Here is a 19,479-nt window from a genome sequence, read left to right on the forward strand (position 1 = left end):
ATTGTCCCCGATTTCTGCGCACCCCCCTCTTTCGGTTAAAGTGAGGCGTTAGCCGTTGCACCTGCAAGCCGGCGTGCCTCGTCGGCCGATCTGTCGTAAAACAGGAAGTCGAGGAGGAACAAGATGCACATCGGAGTGCCAGCCGAGACGCGCGCGCACGAAACCCGCGTCGCCGCGACGCCCGAAACGGTCAAGAAGTATGTGACCCAGGGCCACCGGGTCACGATCCAGAGCGGCGCCGGCACCGGCGCCAGCTTTCCAGACGATGCCTTTACGGCTGCCGGCGCGGAGATCGTCGACGCGGCGACCGCTTTCGGCGCCGATCTCGTCCTGAAGGTCCAGTCGCCGACCGATGCCGAGTTGCCGCTGCTTAAACGCGGCGCGACGCTGGTCGGCATGCTCGATCCGTTTAATACCGAAAACTCATCAAAGCTGGCAGCGGCGGGCGTGACGGCGTTCGCCTTGGAGGCCGCGCCGCGAACCACGCGCGCACAGAGCCTCGATGTGTTGAGCTCGCAGGCGAATATCGCGGGGTACAAGGCGGTTCTACTGGCCGCCACGCTTTATCCGCGCTTCATGCCGATGCTGATGACGGCCGCCGGCACCGTGAAAGCGGCCCGCGTGCTGATTCTCGGCGCGGGTGTGGCCGGTTTGCAGGCGATTGCGACCGCCAAGCGCCTGGGCGCGGTGATCGAAGCCTCCGATGTGCGTCCTGCCGTAAAAGAGCAGATCGAATCGCTCGGCGCCAAGTTTCTCGACGTGCCCTACGAAACCGACGAGGAACGCGAAGCCGCGCAAGGCGTTGGTGGCTATGCACGGCCGATGCCGCCTTCCTGGCTCACGCGTCAGTCCGCGCTGGTCCACGAGCGCGCCAAACAGGCCGACGTGGTGATTTCCACCGCCCTGATCCCGGGCCGCGCGGCACCGACGCTGATCTCGGTCGACACCGTGCAGGCGATGAAACCCGGTTCCGTGCTGGTCGACCTTGCCGCAGGCCGTGGCGCCGAGTACGAAGGCCAGCGCGGCGGCAACTGTCCGCTCACCGAAACGGACAAGGTCGTCATCAAGCACGGCGTGACGATTGTCGGTTATACGAATCTGGCCTCAATGGTGCCTGCCGACGCATCGTCGCTCTACGCACGCAACCTGCTCGACTTCCTCAAGCTGATCATCACCAAGGAAGGCGCCCTGAACATCGATCTCGCGGACGATATCGTCGCGGCCACGCTGCTGGCCCGTGACGGTGAAGTCACGCGCAAGGCCTAAGAGGAGAGTGCGGACATGGAAGTCATCAACCACACCGTCATCAATCTGATCATTTTCGTGCTGGCGATCTATGTCGGCTACCACGTGGTCTGGAACGTCACGCCCGCGCTGCACACGCCGCTGATGGCCGTGACCAATGCGATTTCGGCGATCGTGATCGTCGGCGCGATGCTCGCCGCGGGTCTCACTTTGGGCACGCCCGGCAAGTTCTTCGGCACGCTCGCGGTCGCGCTCGCGGCAGTGAACGTGTTCGGCGGCTTTCTCGTCACCCGGCGAATGCTGGAGATGTTCCGCAAGAAAGAGCCGAAGAAGCTCATCGCAGACAAGTCGGCCAAGGAGAACGCGTAATGAGTCTGAACGTCGTCACGCTGCTTTATCTGGTCGCGTCGGTCTGTTTCATTCAGGCGCTCAAGGGGCTGTCGAATCCGAAGACGGCGCGCATCGGCAATACCTTCGGCATGGCGGGGATGGCGATCGCGATCCTCACGACCATCGCGCTGATTGTCAGGCAGGCTAATGGGCTCGGTTCGAATCTCGGATTGGGGCTGGGTCTGCTGCTGGTTGCGCTGGTGGTCGGCGGTGCGGTCGGCGCGTTCGTCGCGGCTCGCGTCGAGATGACCAAGATGCCGGAACTGGTCGCGGCCATGCACTCGCTGATCGGTCTTGCCGCTGTGTGTATTGCGTATGCGGTGGTGTCGGAGCCGGCCGCGTTCGGTCTTGTTGATCCGGAGAACACCGCACCGGGCTTCCTGCCTTACGGCAATCGCGTCGAACTGTTCATCGGCACGTTCGTCGGCGCCATTACGTTCTCCGGTTCGGTGATTGCGTTCGGCAAGCTGTCGGGCAAGTACAAGTTCCGGCTGTTTCAGGGCGCACCGGTCGTGTACGCCGGACAGCATCTGATCAACCTGCTGCTTGCGCTCGCGATGCTCGGCTTCGGCGTGATTTTCTTCCTCACGCAATCGTGGCTGCCGTTCATCATCATGACGCTGATCGCGTTCGTGCTCGGCGTGCTGATCATCATTCCGATCGGCGGCGCGGATATGCCGGTGGTGGTGTCGATGCTGAACTCGTACTCGGGCTGGGCGGCGGCGGGCATCGGCTTCTCGCTGAACAATCCGATGCTGATCATCGCGGGCTCGCTGGTGGGCTCGTCCGGTGCGATTCTGTCGTACATCATGTGCCGTGCGATGAACCGTTCGTTCTTCAACGTGATTCTCGGCGGCTTTGGCAATGAGCCGGGCGCGGCTGCGGCGGGCGGGTCGGCGGAGCAGCGTCCGGTGAAGTCCGGTTCCGCGGATGATGCGTCGTTCATGCTCGGCAATGCTGAAACCGTGGTGATCGTGCCGGGTTATGGTCTGGCCGTCGCGCGCGCGCAGCATGCGTTGAAGGAGCTGACCGACAAGCTGGTCGAGAAGGGCATCGAGGTGAAGTACGCGATTCACCCTGTTGCCGGACGGATGCCGGGTCACATGAACGTGCTGCTCGCCGAAGCCGAAGTGCCGTACGACATGGTGTACGAAATGGACGACATCAACGGCGAGTTTGGTCAGGTCGACGTAGTGCTGGTGCTCGGCGCGAACGACGTGGTGAACCCGGCGGCGAAGACCGATCCGAAGTCGGCGATCGCGGGTATGCCGATCATCGAGGCGTACAAGGCGCGCACGGTGATCGTCAACAAGCGCTCGATGGCGGCGGGTTACGCCGGGCTCGACAACGACCTGTTCTACATGGACAAGACGATGATGGTGTTCGGCGATGCGAAGAAGGTGATCGAAGATATGGTGAAAGCGGTGGAATAACGGCATGCTCGAAGTTCGCGGCCCGCTTCGCAAGCGGCCGCGAATTGCTGGCTTGTCTGCTGGAATCCTCGTGCTCAAAGGCGGTTTTGTCTCCACCGGTTCGATACAGCGGCCCTATCGCGGCTTCGCATTCACATGCCGCAACAGGTCTGCAAGCCGCCGTCCTTCCTGATCTGGATATTGTTCGAGCACCTGAAGATTCTGAATCTTCTCCAGCCCGAAATTGCGGAAATCGCCGCGCAATTCACACCACGCTCCAAGCGTCCAGCGCGCGCCCCAATAGGCGAGGGCGAGCGGCCAGACGCGACGCTCGGTCGCCGCGCCGTTCACATCGACGTAGGCGAAGCTCACCACATGCCGCGTGTCGATCGCGCGGTGCAGCGCGTCGAGCTGCGCGGAAAAATCCCCTTTGATGTGAAACGACGGCGCGAAGACGGCGAGCCTTTCCAGTGCCGCGCGCTTGTCGGCGGGCATGGCCGAGGCGATCTTGGCGAGCGCCCCGCGCGCGCCGCCCGCAAAGCCGGCGCCGCCCCACGATTCGAGCATGCGCGCGCCCGCGGCGAGCGCGGCCAGTTCGTCGGCGGTGAAGGTGAGCGGCGGCAGGCTTGCCGTGCGGCTCAGCCGGTAGCCGATGCCGGCCTCGCCTTCGATCGGCACCCCTGACAGTTGCAGGTCGCGCACGTCGCGATAGACCGTGCGCAGCGAGATGTGCAGCCAGTCGGCAAGTTGTTGCGCGGTGGTCAGCCGCCGTCCGCGCAGCAGTTCGGCGATCTGGAACAGGCGGTCGGCGCGGCGCGTCATCGTGGGCGTCTTGTAGAAGAGGACGGGGACAGTTCCGCGATGATAGCGCCGCATGCCGCGCTCCGGTCGGCGTTCGCGCGCGACCCCTCACCGGCCGCCGCGCGCGAGCGTTGCGTTGCGTTGGGTTTAACCGTTGGTCCGCGAATGCAGGCCGAGGCGGTTGCCTTCCGTATCGGTGAAGAACGCGATAAAGCCGATGTCTTGCGGCAGCTTGATCACCGGACCGTCGGTCTTGCCGCCGGCTTGCTCGACGCGCGCGAGGGCGGCGTCGACGGTCGGCTGCGCGTTCAGATAGACGAGCACGCCGTCGCCGGTGGGCGTCATCGACGGGCTATGGACGATCGCGCCGCCGGTGGCCGGTTCCTCGTAGCCGAACACGGCGATCGGCTGGCCGCCGATTTCCTGCACATTCAGTTTGACGTCGAGCGCCGCTTCATAGAAACGGACGGCGCGATCGAAATCGACGGACGGAATCTCGAACCATGCAACAACTTTGGATGATGCAGACATGTCACTCTCCTGTGGATGGCGGTAAGCCGTGCAAAGCGCCGGATGGCGTGAGAAGGAGTGTGCGGGGGTGCTACTGACAGCGTGGTGTCAGTAGGAGATGGCAGGAGCCACGAACGCGGCGGTGACTAGTCCGATAGAGAAACGGCTTCCTCCCCAGTAGCGCGCGCCACATCAGCAAAGCGCGGTTGTTCGTCGCGCTGCCCGCTTTTAGGACGAATGCCATGTTTTTTGTAAAAGCCTACCGGTAACCTGACTGCTTCTGTTGTCGGGCTGTGCTCTCCGATGCCGCAACCTTCCCTGGTTGCAAGCTCATCTGTTCCGCACCATTTCCAGGTGTCAACGCACCTTCGTTCAAGCCCGCGGCGTTCTGTTTTCAACCGCGAGATTCCTACGTGATGTGGTTTTTTCTACGTAACATCCTCGCGCGCGAGCAGGTCAACTCCATTGACATGAGCCGTGCGGCTCACGTCAAACGCAAATTCCCGCTGGGTGCATCCGCGAGTGCTGTGTTGCTCGGCGGCACCATGGTCGTGTTGGGCGCGCCTGTCGCGTCGGGTGCTGCGGCGAAGACGCTCCGCCAGGCCGCATCGGCCGGTACGGAAGGTTTTTCAGTGGAGCGGGACATGCTGGGCGCGCATCCGTTTTTGTCGAACCGCACCGCGGTCCCGGCGCCGCTTGCCGGCGCTCTGGTTCAATCCGGTGGCACTCAAACACGGCCTCTCATGGAAGCCGATTTGCATGCAAAGCCAGCGTTCGTGTTATCGCCAGGCGAGTCCGTTCTCGTATCGATTTGCCGCGCGAAACCGGGCATGTGCGATCCGCATGTGGCTGGTGTGGCAACGGCCACGGCAGTCATACATGGATGGGCAGGGCGGGTTGTGGTGCAGCCGACGAGGCCGGGCGCTCAGAGCGTTGCCGACGTCAGCGGCGGCACGCTTTCCGCAGCAAGCTCGCTCGTGATGCCGGCTGATGTCGGCACCTACACCGGCCAGATCAAGGGCAGTTTGCACGATACGTGGATGGCAGCCGGACTGCCTCCGGATCTGGTCGCGCAACTGCGGCGGATCTTTGCGGGACGCCTCGACGAGTCGACTCGCGCTCAACCGGGTGACGGCTATCGCATCGTCTATGGACCTACGGGCAGCGCTGGAACCGCTTCACAACGCAAGCGTGTGAGTGCCGTCGAAATCACATTGGCAGGACACACGTACAGCGCGGTCTGGTTCGTGGCGCCAGGGCACACGGATGGCGATTATTTTTCGTTCGATGGCGCGCGCCTCGCGGCGCAGCCCTTCGCGATGCCGCTGAACTATGTCCGCATCAGTTCGCCTTTCGGTTATCGCATTCACCCGGTGACGGGCGAGCATTTGTTCCATACCGGCGTGGACTTGACCGCGCACGTGGGTACGCCGGTCGTTGCCGCATGTGCGGGGACGGTGCAATTCATCGGCGCCGATGGCAGTGGCTACGGCAAGCACGTGGTGTTGCGCCACGCGCAGGGTTATACGACGTACTATGCGCATCTTTCGGCCTTCTCCAGTGGTTTGCGAGTTGGCTCGCACGTGAGTGAAGGGCAGCAACTGGGTGCAGTGGGACAGACCGGCGTGACGACCGGTCCACATCTGCATTTCGAGGTGCGGCTGAACAACGAGCCGACCGATCCACTCAAGTTGACGAGCCGTTTCAGTGCGGCTCCGTTAGCGGCTCGTGATCGCGCGGCTTTCGATCGTGTTGCAGGCATTGCGCGAGAGCAGTTGGCGTCGCTGCCTGCTGCGACACGTAGTGCATCGATCGCACCGCCTGCGCGCGGAGAATGCAGAAGTGCTGATCATCCGCAGTGCCTCGCGGTGGAGATGCGTTTGCGCGCAGCGACAGGCCGCTGCGTGTTCGACGCTGCCTGCTTAAAAAACGCCCGCCTACGGCGGGCGCAATTCGTTCGCGACCAAAGGATAACGGCGCTCGGGGAAGCGCCTGATCGCGTTACGAGGAGCACGGTTTTCGGCTCATCCAAATTCAGAGTACTCACTGACTGATCGAAAAGCAATCAAGTGCGCAAACAGTTTGCAGACCGATCTTTGGACATTTCTTTACGGCGATTTTCATTCAGCCGCTAATCGCGTTCGCCGTACTTGTGGGCTCTTCGCTATCGCACAGTCCATTCAATTTACAATCACTTCTTTTCTGCATACGATAATTACGGTAGCTTCCTATTTGCGGATTGTTTCAAACGCGAAACAGCGTGAGGTGCCGAAAAATGATGAATACCCCAGCGCACGTCTTTAGATCGATTCTCACGAGCGGCGCGCAATTCGAGGAGTACGTCGACCGGATCGGACGTCCGCGATTCGCCATCAGTATTGACGGAGACGAAACCGCGGCATCCCTCGCGCAGTCGAACGAATGGTTGTTCGCCGACGATATCGATTGCCTCATGCACGCGTTCCTCGACTGCGATAAAGGCGCACGGCGGGTACTTCTGGAAACGATGTTCAATAACGCCTGGCGATACGGCTTCGTCGCCCTATGCGCGAATCGTTACGACAGCTTCATTGAAGAATGGAAGGCGGATGACGACAAGAACGCTCGCCCCGATCACTACCGCGCACAGAAATATTTCGGTGTAGTCGTCGACGCCGGAGAGATCGGCTTTAGCAATGCGCCATTGCAGTACTGGGTGTTCATCGGCAGTACGAGTGGTTGTATCACCGCTGAACAGCTTCACGGCGCAGGCCTGACCTACAAGGGATTGATTGGTCAGCTCTGCGTGATCAACGGGCTCTGCGAAGTCGAACGAATTGGCAATCATCGGATCGCGGAGCGCAGCGCCGCGTAGTCCTTCAGCGTCGAGCGCGCGAGTGCGATTTCACGTCTCGCGGAACCCGCACTGCAGGCTCGCGTGGCGGTGGAGTGCACCTCTTATACGGTGAACGAATATGAAAACCTGCGACGGGAAGTGGGTGTGCAACTTTTGCGGATCGGATGAGTGCGAAGCCATGACGATCATCATCGGACCGAAAAATGTGGCGATCTGCGGAGCATGCATCGAGATCTGCATGAAGGCCATGGGCGCACGGCAACGTCACAGTGCCGCCGCCGTCGCGTCGGTTGCCGCCGTGCTCGCCATTGCGACGGCGCGTGCTACGAAGGAACTTGCGTCGAGAGCCGAACAACGCGCCAAATCTGCTCGACGACACGGAAAATCATGACGCGGAGTCGGCACGATCGCGCGGCGATCGGTGCTCGACCACGATCCCGCGTCCACCACGTTCCAGGTTTTACGATGAGCGAGTGACCGGCCTCAAGCCGCAGGCGTATCGCTTTGCGGACGCTGCCGCACGCTGCCAGCGATCAGATCGAAGCGGAACAGCCGGCATTCGAGCGCGCCGTTAAAGAGCGGCGTCTTGGTCGATTCGCGCAGACGCAACTGACCCGGCAGCTTGCGATCCGACGTCAGGATGAACGCGTGCCAGCCGGTGAAACGCTGCTTGAGCGCATCACCGAGCGACTGGAAAAATTCGCTGTCCGGCGCTTCTTCCTGAACGCGGCGAAAGCCCTCGTCTTCGCGGTTCTCACGATTGCCACGGCCTTCGCGAAGCTCGCCGCGAGCATTGCGCCCGCGCACTTCGATCCGTTCGCCATACGGCGGATTGGCAACGAGAATACCCGCATCGGAGGTCGGCGGCGTCATGCCGCGCGCGTCGACCTGTTTGAGCGGAATGTTCGGCAAGCCGGCGCGCTGGAAGTTGGCGCGCGCCTTGTCGAGCATGTCGCCGGAAATATCGCTGCCGAAGATTTGCAGATCGGCGCGCGAACTGCGCGCGGCGTGCTTGGCGTCGAGCGCGGCGGCCTTCAGCGTTTGCCAGGTTCTGGCTTCGAACTGCTTGAGCTTCTCGAAGCCGAAGCGGCGTTCCGCGCCTGGCGCGATATTCAACGCCACTTGCGCCGCTTCCGCGAGGAAGGTGCCGCTGCCGCACATCGGGTCGTACAGCGGCGTGCCCGCGGTCCAGCCGGTCAGGCGCAGAATGCCCGCGGCCAGATTCTCGCGCAGCGGCGCCGCGCCCTTGTCGAGCCGCCAGCCGCGCTTGAACAGCGGGTCGCCCGAGGTGTCGAGGTACAGCGTGCAGTCGGTGGCCGTTAGAAAGGCGAACACGCGCACGTCGGGCATGGCGGTGTCGATGTTCGGACGCGCCCCGCTCACTTCGCGCAGACGATCGCAGATCGCATCCTTGACGCGCAGCGTCGTGAATTCGAGGCTGCGCAGCGGCGATTTGATCGCGGTGACGTCCACGCGCAGCGTTTCATTCGCCGAGAACCATTGTTCCCAACGCTGCTCGACCGCAAGCGCATACACGTCCTGCTCACTGCGATACGGGCGGTGCGCGATCTTCAGCAGCACGCGGCTCGCGAGGCGCGAATACAGGTTGGCGGCCATGCCGGCAGCCCAGCCTCCGCGAAAATGCACGCCGCCCGGCACTTGTGTGCCGGCCGTGAACGGCGCGCCGTTCAGGTGTTTCGCAGCTATTTCGGCGAGTTCGGCCGCGAGCGAGGCTTCAAGGCCGCGTGGGCAAGGGAGGAAGAAATCGAAGGACATGAGGTTGCCGGAAGGCGTTGGATAAGGCGCTATTGTACGCGGTCGGGGTGGGCCGCCATGCGCGCGATGTCCTAGGTGGCATGCGGCGGCGGGCCGGTCGGCGCGCATAATGCAAAGCGCGAAGGTCAGGGGCATCGCAGCGGGCGCCCGTCATGCGCCAAATTCCATCGCCGGAGAGCAGCGGCTGTTCAGGGGGAACAGGGCGACGTTGTAGAACATGGTCGGCGCGCCATAGGCAGCCGACCCGAGCGGCGTCAGACGATAGCGGCCGATCTGCAGGGTATCCCGCGCCAAGGTCTGATTTGTTGACGATGACGAAAGTCATCGTGTCGTGGGCGCCTAACCAATTGAGTTGTGCCGGGCTGCCGCGGTTGTCTGGCTATCGCGTGTCGGCAAGCGTGAGCCTCGATCATGGTCGGCTCGCTAACGAGGATGGCCGCGCCTTTACTAAAACCAGATGCCGGTTCACAGCGCGGTCGCGCCGCGTGCCGTTTCGCCTTGCTTCGTGTTGGAGCGTCCGCTCATCGCTCTCCATCCGCAACGAGTCGTTGCCGGACACGGACTTGATCTGGTTCGTCGCGGCAATGCCCCTTCTGCGGAAGGGCCGGTCTGCGCACTCCGGGTTTGCGGGCACAGACACGCGCGCCGCGCGGGCCTGGTTCATGAGCAGGCACAGCGCCTCGGCCGGCGTCGCATTCGTCGCCGGCATTTCAATCTCCGGCAGTTGCGCGAGCCGGCGCCACGCGGACGGAAACGCACGGCTGAACAGGAAACACAATGCCCGGGTGTTGAGCGGGTGATGACGGCCGCGCTCCCATTCCCTGCGCAACAGCACGATCGCGCTGGTGCGCAGGGCTGTGTGCGACGCGCGTTTCTTCAGTAATTCACGCCGGACCGCGAGATCTTCCGCACACAGAACCGCTACGCCGACGACATCGGCATTCAGGCTTGCCCGTTCGGCCACCGTTCCGCAGCGCATGTTGAGCAGCGTATGGCCGCCGCGCGTCAGACGGATGGTCTCGAAGCGCACGTTGTCATCCAGTTGCGCCTTGAAGGGGAGGCCGGCGCATTCCGCCTGAGCATCGCACTCGCGAAGGATCACGGCGCGCACCCCGCACGCGGCGTTACTCTCCAGCAGCGCGAGATGTTGCGACAACGCCGGGTGCATGCTTCGCAACCACGCTATATGCTCGATCACGCCGAAGCCGGGCGTGCGGAGCAGACCGCTGACAAAGAAGAATCGCAAGGCACCTCGACTGTCTGAAAAGGCCAGACCGTAGACGACGATGCGAGGCATCGGCGGCAGAGCATGTGCGCGGTGACGCATGGTCGTCTCCAGCGAAATAGTTTCAAACGTCTGAATATTCCTAGATTAGGCTAAGCCCCAAAACGTGGCCATTTAATCGGTAAAAAGTACGCTTCATAAATGTAATAAAAGTAATTGGTACCTAGGCGACGGCATGAATGATCGAACTGCACTCGGCTGGTGCTTATAGGTGAGCAGAATCGACGCACTTTTTGCAGCGGCTCGATTCGGAAAATGTGACTTGAGGCATCCGTCACCGGTGGCGGCATCGAATAGCCGCCGCGTGAACGGGATCGGAACCAACTCGCATAGGCGTGTCGGAAGCGGTCTCGACGCGCGCGCGGCCGCCGGACACGGCGTTGCTGGCGGATAAAAGCTGGAGAAGGAGAGCTACATTCGCGACGGGCGCGCAAGCCCGCAAAAGGCGCGCCGTCTACGAACCTGTGAAAGCCCGTGATCGCGCCTTGCGCGTCACGGGCAAACAGGCAAAGGCGTTGCGCCGTGCCCGATCGATCAAGCGCCGGTCGCCGCGCTGCCAGCGCTCGACGGACACGGCGGCGCGGACGCAACCGCGCTCTTCGTCGTCGCCTTCCCTCGGGCCTGCGCAGCCGACGCCGCCATGGCTCGCATCGCCGAAGCCACTTGCGTGGAGATCTCCTGCAACGCCTTCCGGTGCCCGTCCACCAGCGCGTCATATCCGCCGCTGACGGGCTCGCTCACCACGCTGCGGCAAGTCATCACCGTCGTGCTCCGCACGGCCCGCACGCTCCACACCGCATCGATCAACGCATGCGAACCGGGCCATGACTCGAAGCGCTGCACATTCATGCTGACGCGATACACCGGCGTCGAATCCGGATAAGCCGTGCCGTACACGTCGATGGTGCCCAATTGCTCCGTCAGATTCGTCGACAGCGCGCGACGGATTTCGTCGCCGGGCAAGGAAGCCCAGCGGTCCTGCTCGAGCACCTGAACCTGCGTCGGCCCCGTTTGCACGACGAGTTGATTCTTGGTCACCTGCGGCGGCACGTCGATCGGCGCGACTTCGATCAGCCATGCCGGCGCCGCGGTGGTCTGCGCGCTGACCGGCGCAGCCGATCCGGCGGCACTGTCGGCGCCGAGCGTATAGAAGCGGCTTGCCGGCGACGAGCACGCGGCGAGCGCTGCCATACCGGCCAGCGCGCCTGCAATGACAGCGCGGCGCACGAGCCCGCGCGGCGGGTGGGGGAGCCGGGCAAACATCATGGTTTATCTCCTGTTTTACCGCGCAACAGCGACTCGGGATGACGCTCCAGATAATCCGACAGCGCATTCAGCGACTGCAACGTGCGCGTCAATTCCTGCAACGCCTGATGAACATCGGACTGCAACGGCGAGTCCTGCTGCAACGTCGCTTCGGCCGAACCGAAGGTTTGCTTGGCCGCCGCGAGCGTGTCGCGAGCCTGCGGCACGACTTCCTTGTCGAGTCGCGTGAAGAGTTGATCGGCGTTCTTCAGCGCGCTGTTCAGGTTGTTGCCGATCTGATCGAACGGCACCGCGTCGAGCTTCTTCGCAATGTCGGCGACCTGGAGTTGCAACTCGTCGAGCGTGTTCGGAATCGTCGGCAGTTCGAGCGGATCCTTTGTTACGTCGACGGTTGCCGGCGGCGCCTTCGGGAAGATATCCACCGCGACGTACAACTGGCTTGTAATCAGGTTGCCCGTGCGCAACTGGCCGCGCAGACCATGTTTGACAAGCGCTTGCAGCATGGTTTGCCCCGCCATGCTGCCCGGTGCCGGCGCGGTTTCGCGGAAGCGCTTGCCGAGACGGTCGGGGTACAGGTTCATCGTCACCGGCATGGTGAAGCTGCGCGTCTTCGGATCGTAGTCGATGCCGATGTTGGTCACCTGGCCCAGCACGATGCCGCGGAAATCGACCGGTGCGCCGATCGACAAGCCACGCAGCGACTGGTTGAAGTTCATCACCACACGCAACGGCACGCCGTCCGGATCGCGCATCGCATCCGCTTCGTCCGAGCCGAGGCGGAACGTCATATTGTTCGGCGCCTGCGCGCCCACGCCCTGACCCGGCGGCGACTGGAACGACAAGCCGCCCACGATCACCGTGGCAAGCGATTGCGTATTCAGCTTGAAGCCGCTGGAATCGAGCCGCAGATCGACGCCGCTCGCATGCCACCAGCGCGAATTGGTGCCGACGTACTGGTCGAACGGCGCCGACACGAACACCTGCATGGTCACGCCGGTGCCGTCCTTGTCGAGCGAGAAGCCGACCACCTGGCCGACCTGGACGCGCCGGTAAAAGATCGGCGAGCCGATGTCGATCGAGCCGAGCGAGTCGCCGTGCAGCACGAACTGGTGGCCCTTCTGACCGCCGGTAATGGGCGGCGGCGTTTCCAGGCCGACAAAATTCTTCTCACTATCCGGCGAGTGCCCGGCGTCTGCCCCAATGTATGCGCCCGAAAGCAGCGTGGTGAGACCCGACACGCCGCTCGCGCCGATACGCGGCCGCACCACCCAGAAACGCGAGTCCTTGACCGCGAAGTCTTCGCCTTCCTTGGTCAACTGCACCTGCACGAGCACGTGGGACAGATCTTTCGACAGCGTGATGGTCTTCACCGAGCCGACATCGACGTCCTTGTACTTCACCTTGGTCTTGCCGGGTTCGAGACCTTCGGCGCTCACGAAGCTGATCGTGATGGTCGGGCCTTTCTCGGTCACCGACTTGATCACGAGCGCGATGCCGATCAGCGCGGCGATCAGCGGAATCACCCAGACGAGCGAAGGCAGCCAGCGGCTGCGCGGCTCAATTTCAGGGTCCGGGAGTTGGGGCGGCAGCTTCGGTCCGTTCGAATCGTTGCGCGGCGCATCGGAGGCGGGCGTCGGTTCTTGCGGGCTAGTCATGTTTGAGGTCCTGAGGTTTTTGGGTACTGCCCTTCGCGCTGCCTTCCACGCTGCCTTCCACGCTATCCCAGATGAGCCGTGGATCGAATTGCATGGAGGCCATCATGGTCAGAATCACGACCGAGCCGAAGGCGATCGCGCCGGGGCCGGCCGTGATGACGGCAAGCGATTTGAAGCGCACCAGCGCGACAGTCAGTGTGACGACGAACACGTCGAGCATCGACCAGCGCCCGATCCGTTCGACCATCCGGTATAGCGTGGTGCGCTGCTCGGGCCGCCAGCGCGACCGGCGCTGCGCCGTGACGGTCAACAGCACGAGCACGCTCAGCTTGAGCATCGGCACCATGATGCTGGCGATGAACACGATCACCGCGAGCGGCCAGTCGCCCGAGGTCCAGAAATAGACGACGCCGCTCATGATGGTGTCGTCTTCGGAACCGAGCAGCGACGAGGTGTGCATCACCGGCAGCAGATTCGCGGGAATATACAGGAGTGCCGCGGCGATCAGCAGCGCCCACGTGCGCATCAGGCTGTCAGGGTTGCGCGAGTGCAGGCGCGAGCCGCACCGTGCGCAGTGCTGCGGCGTGACGGAGCGGATGCGCGGTTCGACGCGTCCGCATGCGTGGCAACTAAGCAGGCCGGCGCGTCTTGCGGTGACGTATTTCATCGCGCGCTCATCCTCGACGTGGCGTCGGCGGCACTGGCGGCGTGCCCGGCGGCAAGCCGGACGGTGCAGTGCGCACGTCAGGTGTCGCGGCGGTGTGTACTTCGGCCGGCGCGGGCGGGCCGGCGATCGAACTGACGGCGGCCGCCGCGCTATCGGCGGAGGTACGCGGCAGTGGGCGCTGGCTGCGGCCGCCGAGTTCGTCGGCGAGGTCCCACAGAATGCGTGGATCGAATGTGACCACCACCGCGAACATCAGCGTGAGCATGCCGAACGCGAACAGCGCCGCTTCGGGAATCACGCGCGCGAGACTGACCATCTTCACGATCGTGATCAGAACGCCGAGCATGAACACTTCGATCATGCCCCACGGGCGCACGAACTGAATGGCGCGCAGCACCTGATTGAAGGCGGGCGGCACATAACCCGCGCGCAGCGGGATCAGCACATAGAGCAGGGCAAGGAGCTCAGTCAGCGGAAACAGAATGGTCGAGCAGAACACCATGACCGCGACGATCTGCATGTCTTCGCCCCACAACGCGACGAGCGCGCCGAACAACGTGGTCTGCGAGGTGATGCCATTGGTTTCGAGTTCGACGATCGGGAAGCCCTGCGCGATCAGGAAAGTGATCAGCGCGCCCAGCGTCATTGCGCTGATGGCGTCGAGCTTGCGGGCCACGCCGCTGTAGAGCGTCGCCCCGCAACGCGGACAGCGCGCGACCGTGCGCCCGACAAGCCGCGGCTTGCGGAACAGCGTATCGCATTCATGGCACGCAATCAGGTTGTCATGGTCCATAGAGCAAGGGGCCGACGGTGTGAGGGGAGGCGTGCAATGCCCGTTCTATGGCAGGTCTGATAAAAAGGTGGAGCAATAGTACCAAAACGCGCCCGGACGTCGCACGGACCGTCGCATGGGCTGCGGACCGCGGGCGGGGCGGCCTGTTCAGCTGACAGTTGATCCTACATGCAATCGGTATAACTCTGACAGCCTCCGTCCCCAATTGTTCAATGCCGGCGACGTGGGCGAAGGAACTGCCGATCCGCGGTGCGCCAGCGGCCCGCAGCCAGTTTTTTCCGGTTGGGGTAGCATGGCCGCCTTGGCGCGTGCCGCAACTGGCATGGTCCCGTGATACGCGTCGATGCCATGTGCATCGAACGCTGGAATAGCAGTGCGGGCTGCGCCGTTAACCTCTCTTAGCTTGCGTTGACCTGTCATGGCACTCAATCCTTCGTTCGCCAGCCGCGAGTCGTACACGCGGACTGCCATCGCCCTGCATTGGCTGATCGCGCTGCTGATCGTGTGCGGCTTCGCGCTCGGCTGGGTGATGACCGATATTCCCGGCTTCACGCCCACCAAGCTGAAGTACTTCTCGTGGCACAAATGGATCGGCGTGACCGTGTTCGTGCTCGCCGTCCTGCGCATTCTGTGGCGCGCCACGCATGCGGCTCCCGTGATGCCGCGCCGCATGCCGGTCTGGCAGCGCGGCGCGGCGCATCTCGTGCACCTGCTGCTGTATGCGCTGATGATCGCGATTCCCGCCTCGGGCTATCTGTACAGCTCGGCGGCCAACATCCCGGTGGTGTACCTCGGGCTGATTCCGCTGCCGCGCCTGATCGCGCCGGATCCGCATCTCAAGGAACTGCTGAAGAACGTGCATATCACGCTGAATTACACCTTGCTCGTGCTGGTCGCGTTGCACGTTGTGGCCGCGCTCAAGCATCAATGGCTGGACCGCGACGGTCTGCTCTCACGCATGCTCCCTTTCCTCAAATAAGGACAACCATGAAGGTTTCGTTTTATCGCTACATGCTCGCCGCGTTCGCCGCGGCCTCGCTGACGGTGGCAGGCAGCGCCCTGGCGCAAGTCGACGTTGCGAAGAGTTCGGTGACGGCCACCTCGAAGCAGATGAACGTGCCGGTGGAAGGCAAGTTCGGCAAGTTCACCGCGCAGATCAAGTTCGATCCGGCAAAACCGGCCGACGGCACCGCGCAGCTCAGCATCGACGTGGCCAGCTACGATCTCGGCGACGAAAGCTACAACGACCAGGTGCGCGGCAAGGACTGGTTCGACGCGAAGACCTATCCGAGCGCCACGTTCGTCTCGAGCGCGATCGCGCCGGCCGGCGGCAACCAGTTCAAGGTGACGGGCAAGCTGACCATCAAGGGCAAGTCGCAGACGGTGGTGGTGCCGGTGACGGTGACCCAGCAGGGCGCCGTGCAAACCTTCGACGGTTCACTGCCGATCAAGCGCTCGCAATTCGACATCGGCACCGGGGAATGGAAAGACACCTCGGTAGTCGCCGACGAAGTGGTCATCAAATTTCATATCGTTGCAGCACATAAGTGATGGTCGCCGCCCCGTTCGGGCGCGGCAGCTTTCTTCAAGAACCTAGGAGCGTGAATTGAAAACATCCATGTTGATCGCCGTCGGCGCGCTGGCTTCGACTGTTTCGTTCGGCGCGTTCGCGGCCGCCGATACCTATCAGCTCGACCCCACCCACACGTATCCGAGCTTCGAGGCGGATCACTTCGGCGGCATGTCGGTGTGGCGCGGCAAATTCACCAAAAGCTCGGGCACGGTCACGCTCGACCGCGCGGCGAAAACCGGCACGGTAGACGTGACGGTCGATCCTGCGTCGATCGATACGGGCAACGGCAAGCTCGACGAGCATTTGAAGTCGAACGAGTTCTTCGACGTCGCCAAGTATCCGTCGGCGACTTATAAAGGCACCGATATCAAGTTCGACGGCGACAAGCCGGTCGAAGTGGTCGGCAGCCTGACCATGCACGGCGTCACCAAGCCGCTCAATCTGAAGATCGAGTCGTTCAAGTGCATGCAGCATCCGGTGCTCAAGCGCGAAGTGTGCGGCGTGGAAGCGAGCGCGCATTTCAGCCGCGCCGACTACGGCATGGATTTCGGCTCCAAGTACGGCTTCAGCATGGACACCAAGCTGCATATTCAATCCGAAGGCATCAAGCAATAAGCGCTTTCATGGGCGTTTGATTCAAGGTCTTCAATCGCGTCGCCGTTGCGTCGCAACAAAAAAAACCGTTTCGTTCGCTTTCGCGACGAAGCGGTTTTTTGTTGCCCGTTTGAAACGCTGAATGCCTTACGCAGCGGCATCGCGCAATTCCGCACTCGCGCCGGTTTATTTTTTCGGGTACATAGAGCGCAGGCACCGTACTGGTTGCGCGCGCATCCAGTCGGGCGTTTGAGGCGTAATGCCAACATGAATAATATTTCGCGCGAATCGGAGATCTGCATGAACGCAACGACAGCAGCAAGCCTGGCGGGGAGCCGGCAGAATTCGTGGCGCGCGGTGGTCGCGGCCTCGATCGGCAACGCGCTGGAATGGTTCGATCTGGTGGTGTACGGTTTTTTCGCGGTGATCATCGCGAAGCTGTTTTTCCCGGCCGGTAACGACACGGTCTCGCTGCTCCTCACGCTCGGCACGTTCGGCGTGTCGTTCTTCATGCGGCCGCTCGGCGCAGTCGTGATCGGCGCGTATGCCGACCGCGCCGGCCGCAAGGCGGCGCTTACGCTCTCGATCCTGCTGATGATGGGCGGCACGCTGATCATCGCGATTCTGCCAACCTATCAAAGTATCGGCCTCGCGGCGCCGGTGATTCTCGTGCTGGCGCGTCTGATGCAAGGTTTCTCGGCGGGCGGCGAATTCGGCAGCGCCACCGCGTTTCTCGCGGAACACGTGCCGGGCCGGCGCGGCTTTTTTGCGAGCTGGCAGGTGGCGAGCCAGGGGCTGACCACGCTGCTTGCCGCCGGTTTTGGCGTACTGCTCACCGGCAAACTGTCACCGGAACAGATGGGTGCCTGGGGTTGGCGCGTGCCGTTCATCTTCGGTCTGCTGATCGGTCCGGTCGCGTGGTACATCCGCACGAAGCTCGACGAGACGCCCGAGTTTCTCGCGGCCGAAACCACCGAGACGCCGCTGCGCGATACCTTCACGGGTCAGAAATTGCGCCTGCTGATTGCGATTGGCGTGGTCGTGCTCGGCACGGTGTCGACGTATCTTGTACTGTTCATGCCGACGTTCGGCGTCAAGCAGTTGGGACTGGCGCCTTCGGTGGCGTTCGCGGCGATTGCGCTGACCGGCTTGATTCAGATGGTGTTCTCGCCGCTGATCGGCCATCTGTCGGACCGGCATGGGCGCACCACGATCATGCTGATCTCGGCGCTGCTGCTGCTTGTGCTCATCTACCCGGCCTTCGTGTACCTGGTTGCGCATCCGACTTTCGGCACTTTGATCACCATGCAGATCGTGTTCGGCTTTCTGATGACCGGTTACTTCGCGGCGCTGCCAGGCCTGCTTTCGGAGATGTTCCCGGTGCAGACGCGTACCACCGGCATGTCGCTGGCTTATAACATTGCCGTGACGATCTTCGGCGGCTTCGGGCCGTTCATCATCGCGTGGCTGATCAGCGCGACGGGCTCGAAGGCCGCGCCGAGTTACTACCTGATTTTCGCCGCGCTCGTGAGTCTTGTCGCGCTGATGGCGGCGCGTCGCAAGCTTGGTTTTCGCTGAAGCGGGCGCTGTGCCGTCTCGCTCTGATGTAGGGCGGCGCGACGGCGAAGAAGAAGGGCGGCGGTAAACGCAAAAGGCCGGTTCATAATGAACCGGCCTTTTGCGTTGCGAGGTCTGAAACTACACCAGAATCAGACTTGCGCGCCTGCGTTCGGATCGTCCGCGTCGGTGCGATCCTTCCTGTCCTTGATCAGATCTTCGCGCTTCACGCCGAACCACATGGCGAGCGCCGCGGCGACGAACACCGACGAGTAGATACCGAACAGAATACCGACCGTCAGCGCCAAGGCGAAGTAGTGCAGCGTCGGGCCGCCGAACAGGAACATCGACAGCACCATCATCTGCGTACAGCCGTGGGTGATGATGGTTCGCGACATCGTGCTGGTGATCGCGTGGTTGATCACCTCGATCACGGTGAGCTTGCGCTCGCGGCGGAAGGTCTCACGAATCCGGTCGAAGATAACCACCGACTCGTTCACCGAATAGCCGAGCACCGCGAGCACCGCGGCCAGCACCGACAGCGAGAACTCCCACTGGAAGAACGCGAAGAAGCCGAGAATGATGATCACGTCGTGCAAGTTCGCGATCACGCCGGCCACCGCGTACTTCCATTCGAAGCGGAACGACAGGTAGATCACGATGCCGACCACCACACAGGCGAGCGCGAGCAGGCCGTCGGTGGCGAGTTCCTTGCCGACCTGCGGGCCGACGAACTCGACGCGTTGCAATTGCACTTGCGGTGTGTCGGCCTTCAGCGCGGTCATCACCTGATCGCTCTGTTGCGCGGACGTATAGCCCTGTTTGAGCGGCAGGCGGATCAGCACGTCGCGCGAGGTGCCGAAGTTCTGCACCTGAGCGTCGGCGTAACCGAGCTTGCCCAGCGTAGCGCGCACCGGTTCGAGCGGCGCGGCGCCCGGATACTGCACTTCGACGACGGTGCCGCCGGTGAACTCCACCGACAGATGCAGCCCGCGATGCAGCAGGAAAAACACAGCGGCAAGGAACGTCAGCAGCGAGATCGCGTTGAAAATCAACGCGCGCTGCATGAACGGAATGTCTTTGCGGAAACGGAAAAATTCCATGGTCTTGTTCTCCGGG

The 19,479-nt window shown here is 62.7% G+C and carries 20 protein-coding genes; 10 read left to right on the top strand and 10 right to left on the bottom strand.

Translation table 11 applies throughout. The annotated features are described in order from the left end of the window. The first annotated feature begins 123 nt into the window (after positions 1-123). Genes B0G80_RS18915 through B0G80_RS18925 form a run of 3 tightly spaced genes read left to right on the top strand, consistent with a single transcriptional unit; the run spans position 124 to position 3,068 of the window. Complete coding sequence (locus B0G80_RS18915) at positions 124-1,266, top strand: Re/Si-specific NAD(P)(+) transhydrogenase subunit alpha (protein WP_116118988.1); 1,143 nt, start codon at positions 124-126, stop codon at positions 1,264-1,266. Between the two features lie 15 nt (positions 1,267-1,281). Further along, on the top strand, positions 1,282-1,614 hold the full coding sequence (locus B0G80_RS18920; RefSeq protein ID WP_106281949.1) for an NAD(P) transhydrogenase subunit alpha: 333 nt from the start codon (positions 1,282-1,284) through the stop codon (positions 1,612-1,614). Continuing rightward, positions 1,614-3,068 (top strand): NAD(P)(+) transhydrogenase (Re/Si-specific) subunit beta, encoded by a 1,455-nt coding sequence (locus B0G80_RS18925; RefSeq protein WP_116118989.1) that lies wholly within the window; start codon positions 1,614-1,616, stop codon positions 3,066-3,068. The genes B0G80_RS18920 and B0G80_RS18925 overlap by 1 nt, the downstream gene beginning before the upstream one ends. 114 nt (positions 3,069-3,182) lie before the next feature. Here the strand turns inward: B0G80_RS18925 and B0G80_RS18930 are convergent, their stop codons facing one another. Both B0G80_RS18930 and B0G80_RS18935 read right to left on the bottom strand, forming a co-directional pair. After that, positions 3,183-3,923: a YafY family protein gene (locus B0G80_RS18930; protein WP_116118990.1), complete on the bottom strand. Its 741-nt coding sequence runs from the start codon at positions 3,921-3,923 to the stop codon at positions 3,183-3,185. Between the two features lie 72 nt (positions 3,924-3,995). Beyond that, entirely contained in the window at positions 3,996-4,379 is a 384-nt protein-coding gene (locus tag B0G80_RS18935) for a VOC family protein (protein ID WP_116118991.1), read from the bottom strand. Positions 4,380-4,774: 395 nt separating this feature from the next. On the opposite strand from B0G80_RS18935, the gene B0G80_RS18940 reads away from it, so the two are divergent. The 3 genes from B0G80_RS18940 (at position 4,775) to B0G80_RS18950 (ending at position 7,585) form a co-directional block, all read left to right on the top strand. Then, positions 4,775-6,412: a M23 family metallopeptidase gene (locus B0G80_RS18940; protein WP_116118992.1), complete on the top strand. Its 1,638-nt coding sequence runs from the start codon at positions 4,775-4,777 to the stop codon at positions 6,410-6,412. Positions 6,413-6,633: 221 nt separating this feature from the next. After that, positions 6,634-7,212, top strand: coding sequence for a hypothetical protein (locus B0G80_RS18945; protein WP_116118993.1), 579 nt, complete (start codon positions 6,634-6,636; stop codon positions 7,210-7,212). 100 nt (positions 7,213-7,312) lie between these two features. Beyond that, positions 7,313-7,585, top strand: a complete 273-nt coding sequence (locus B0G80_RS18950) for a ClpX C4-type zinc finger protein (protein ID WP_116118994.1) — start codon at positions 7,313-7,315, stop codon at positions 7,583-7,585. 92 nt (positions 7,586-7,677) lie between these two features. Here the strand turns inward: B0G80_RS18950 and B0G80_RS18955 are convergent, their stop codons facing one another. The 7 genes from B0G80_RS18955 to B0G80_RS18980 all read right to left on the bottom strand — a co-directional run bounded on the left by B0G80_RS18955 (position 7,678) and on the right by B0G80_RS18980 (position 14,636). Further along, positions 7,678-8,970, bottom strand: coding sequence for a class I SAM-dependent RNA methyltransferase (locus B0G80_RS18955; RefSeq protein WP_106281938.1), 1,293 nt, complete (start codon positions 8,968-8,970; stop codon positions 7,678-7,680). 150 nt (positions 8,971-9,120) lie between these two features. Further along, the gene (locus tag B0G80_RS45905; protein WP_181919984.1) at positions 9,121-9,264 is read right to left on the bottom strand and encodes a hypothetical protein; all 144 of its coding nucleotides are present in this window, start codon (positions 9,262-9,264) and stop codon (positions 9,121-9,123) included. Between the two features lie 115 nt (positions 9,265-9,379). Then, positions 9,380-10,267: a hypothetical protein gene (locus tag B0G80_RS18960; protein WP_147309875.1), complete on the bottom strand. Its 888-nt coding sequence runs from the start codon at positions 10,265-10,267 to the stop codon at positions 9,380-9,382. A gap of 522 nt (positions 10,268-10,789) precedes the next feature. Beyond that, positions 10,790-11,521 (bottom strand): PqiC family protein, encoded by a 732-nt coding sequence (locus B0G80_RS18965; RefSeq protein ID WP_116118996.1) that lies wholly within the window; start codon positions 11,519-11,521, stop codon positions 10,790-10,792. Further along, the gene (locus B0G80_RS18970) at positions 11,518-13,176 is read right to left on the bottom strand and encodes an intermembrane transport protein PqiB (RefSeq protein ID WP_116118997.1); all 1,659 of its coding nucleotides are present in this window, start codon (positions 13,174-13,176) and stop codon (positions 11,518-11,520) included. Before B0G80_RS18970 ends, B0G80_RS18965 begins: the two co-directional genes overlap by 4 nt. Next, positions 13,169-13,843 (bottom strand): paraquat-inducible protein A, encoded by a 675-nt coding sequence (locus B0G80_RS18975; RefSeq protein WP_106281932.1) that lies wholly within the window; start codon positions 13,841-13,843, stop codon positions 13,169-13,171. Before B0G80_RS18975 ends, B0G80_RS18970 begins: the two co-directional genes overlap by 8 nt. 7 nt (positions 13,844-13,850) lie before the next feature. Then, positions 13,851-14,636, bottom strand: coding sequence for a paraquat-inducible protein A (locus tag B0G80_RS18980; RefSeq protein WP_116118998.1), 786 nt, complete (start codon positions 14,634-14,636; stop codon positions 13,851-13,853). A gap of 418 nt (positions 14,637-15,054) precedes the next feature. Here B0G80_RS18980 and B0G80_RS18985 point away from each other — a divergent pair, with 418 nt between their 5' ends. The 4 genes from B0G80_RS18985 (at position 15,055) to B0G80_RS19000 (ending at position 18,381) form a co-directional block, all read left to right on the top strand. Further along, complete coding sequence (locus tag B0G80_RS18985; protein WP_116118999.1) at positions 15,055-15,615, top strand: cytochrome b; 561 nt, start codon at positions 15,055-15,057, stop codon at positions 15,613-15,615. Positions 15,616-15,623: 8 nt separating this feature from the next. Continuing rightward, positions 15,624-16,187 (top strand): YceI family protein, encoded by a 564-nt coding sequence (locus B0G80_RS18990; protein ID WP_116119000.1) that lies wholly within the window; start codon positions 15,624-15,626, stop codon positions 16,185-16,187. A 67-nt stretch (positions 16,188-16,254) separates the two neighbouring features. Next, positions 16,255-16,824 (top strand): YceI family protein, encoded by a 570-nt coding sequence (locus B0G80_RS18995; RefSeq protein ID WP_116119001.1) that lies wholly within the window; start codon positions 16,255-16,257, stop codon positions 16,822-16,824. 279 nt (positions 16,825-17,103) lie between these two features. Further along, positions 17,104-18,381 (top strand): MFS transporter, encoded by a 1,278-nt coding sequence (locus B0G80_RS19000; RefSeq protein WP_116119758.1) that lies wholly within the window; start codon positions 17,104-17,106, stop codon positions 18,379-18,381. Between the two features lie 131 nt (positions 18,382-18,512). Here B0G80_RS19000 and secF read toward each other — a convergent pair whose 3' ends face one another. Beyond that, positions 18,513-19,463: a protein translocase subunit SecF gene (secF, locus tag B0G80_RS19005; protein WP_106281923.1), complete on the bottom strand. Its 951-nt coding sequence runs from the start codon at positions 19,461-19,463 to the stop codon at positions 18,513-18,515. Positions 19,464-19,479 lie beyond the last annotated feature (16 nt).

This window comes from Paraburkholderia sp. BL6669N2 (genome assembly GCF_003387275.1).
Taxonomy (GTDB): Bacteria; Pseudomonadota; Gammaproteobacteria; order Burkholderiales; family Burkholderiaceae; genus Paraburkholderia.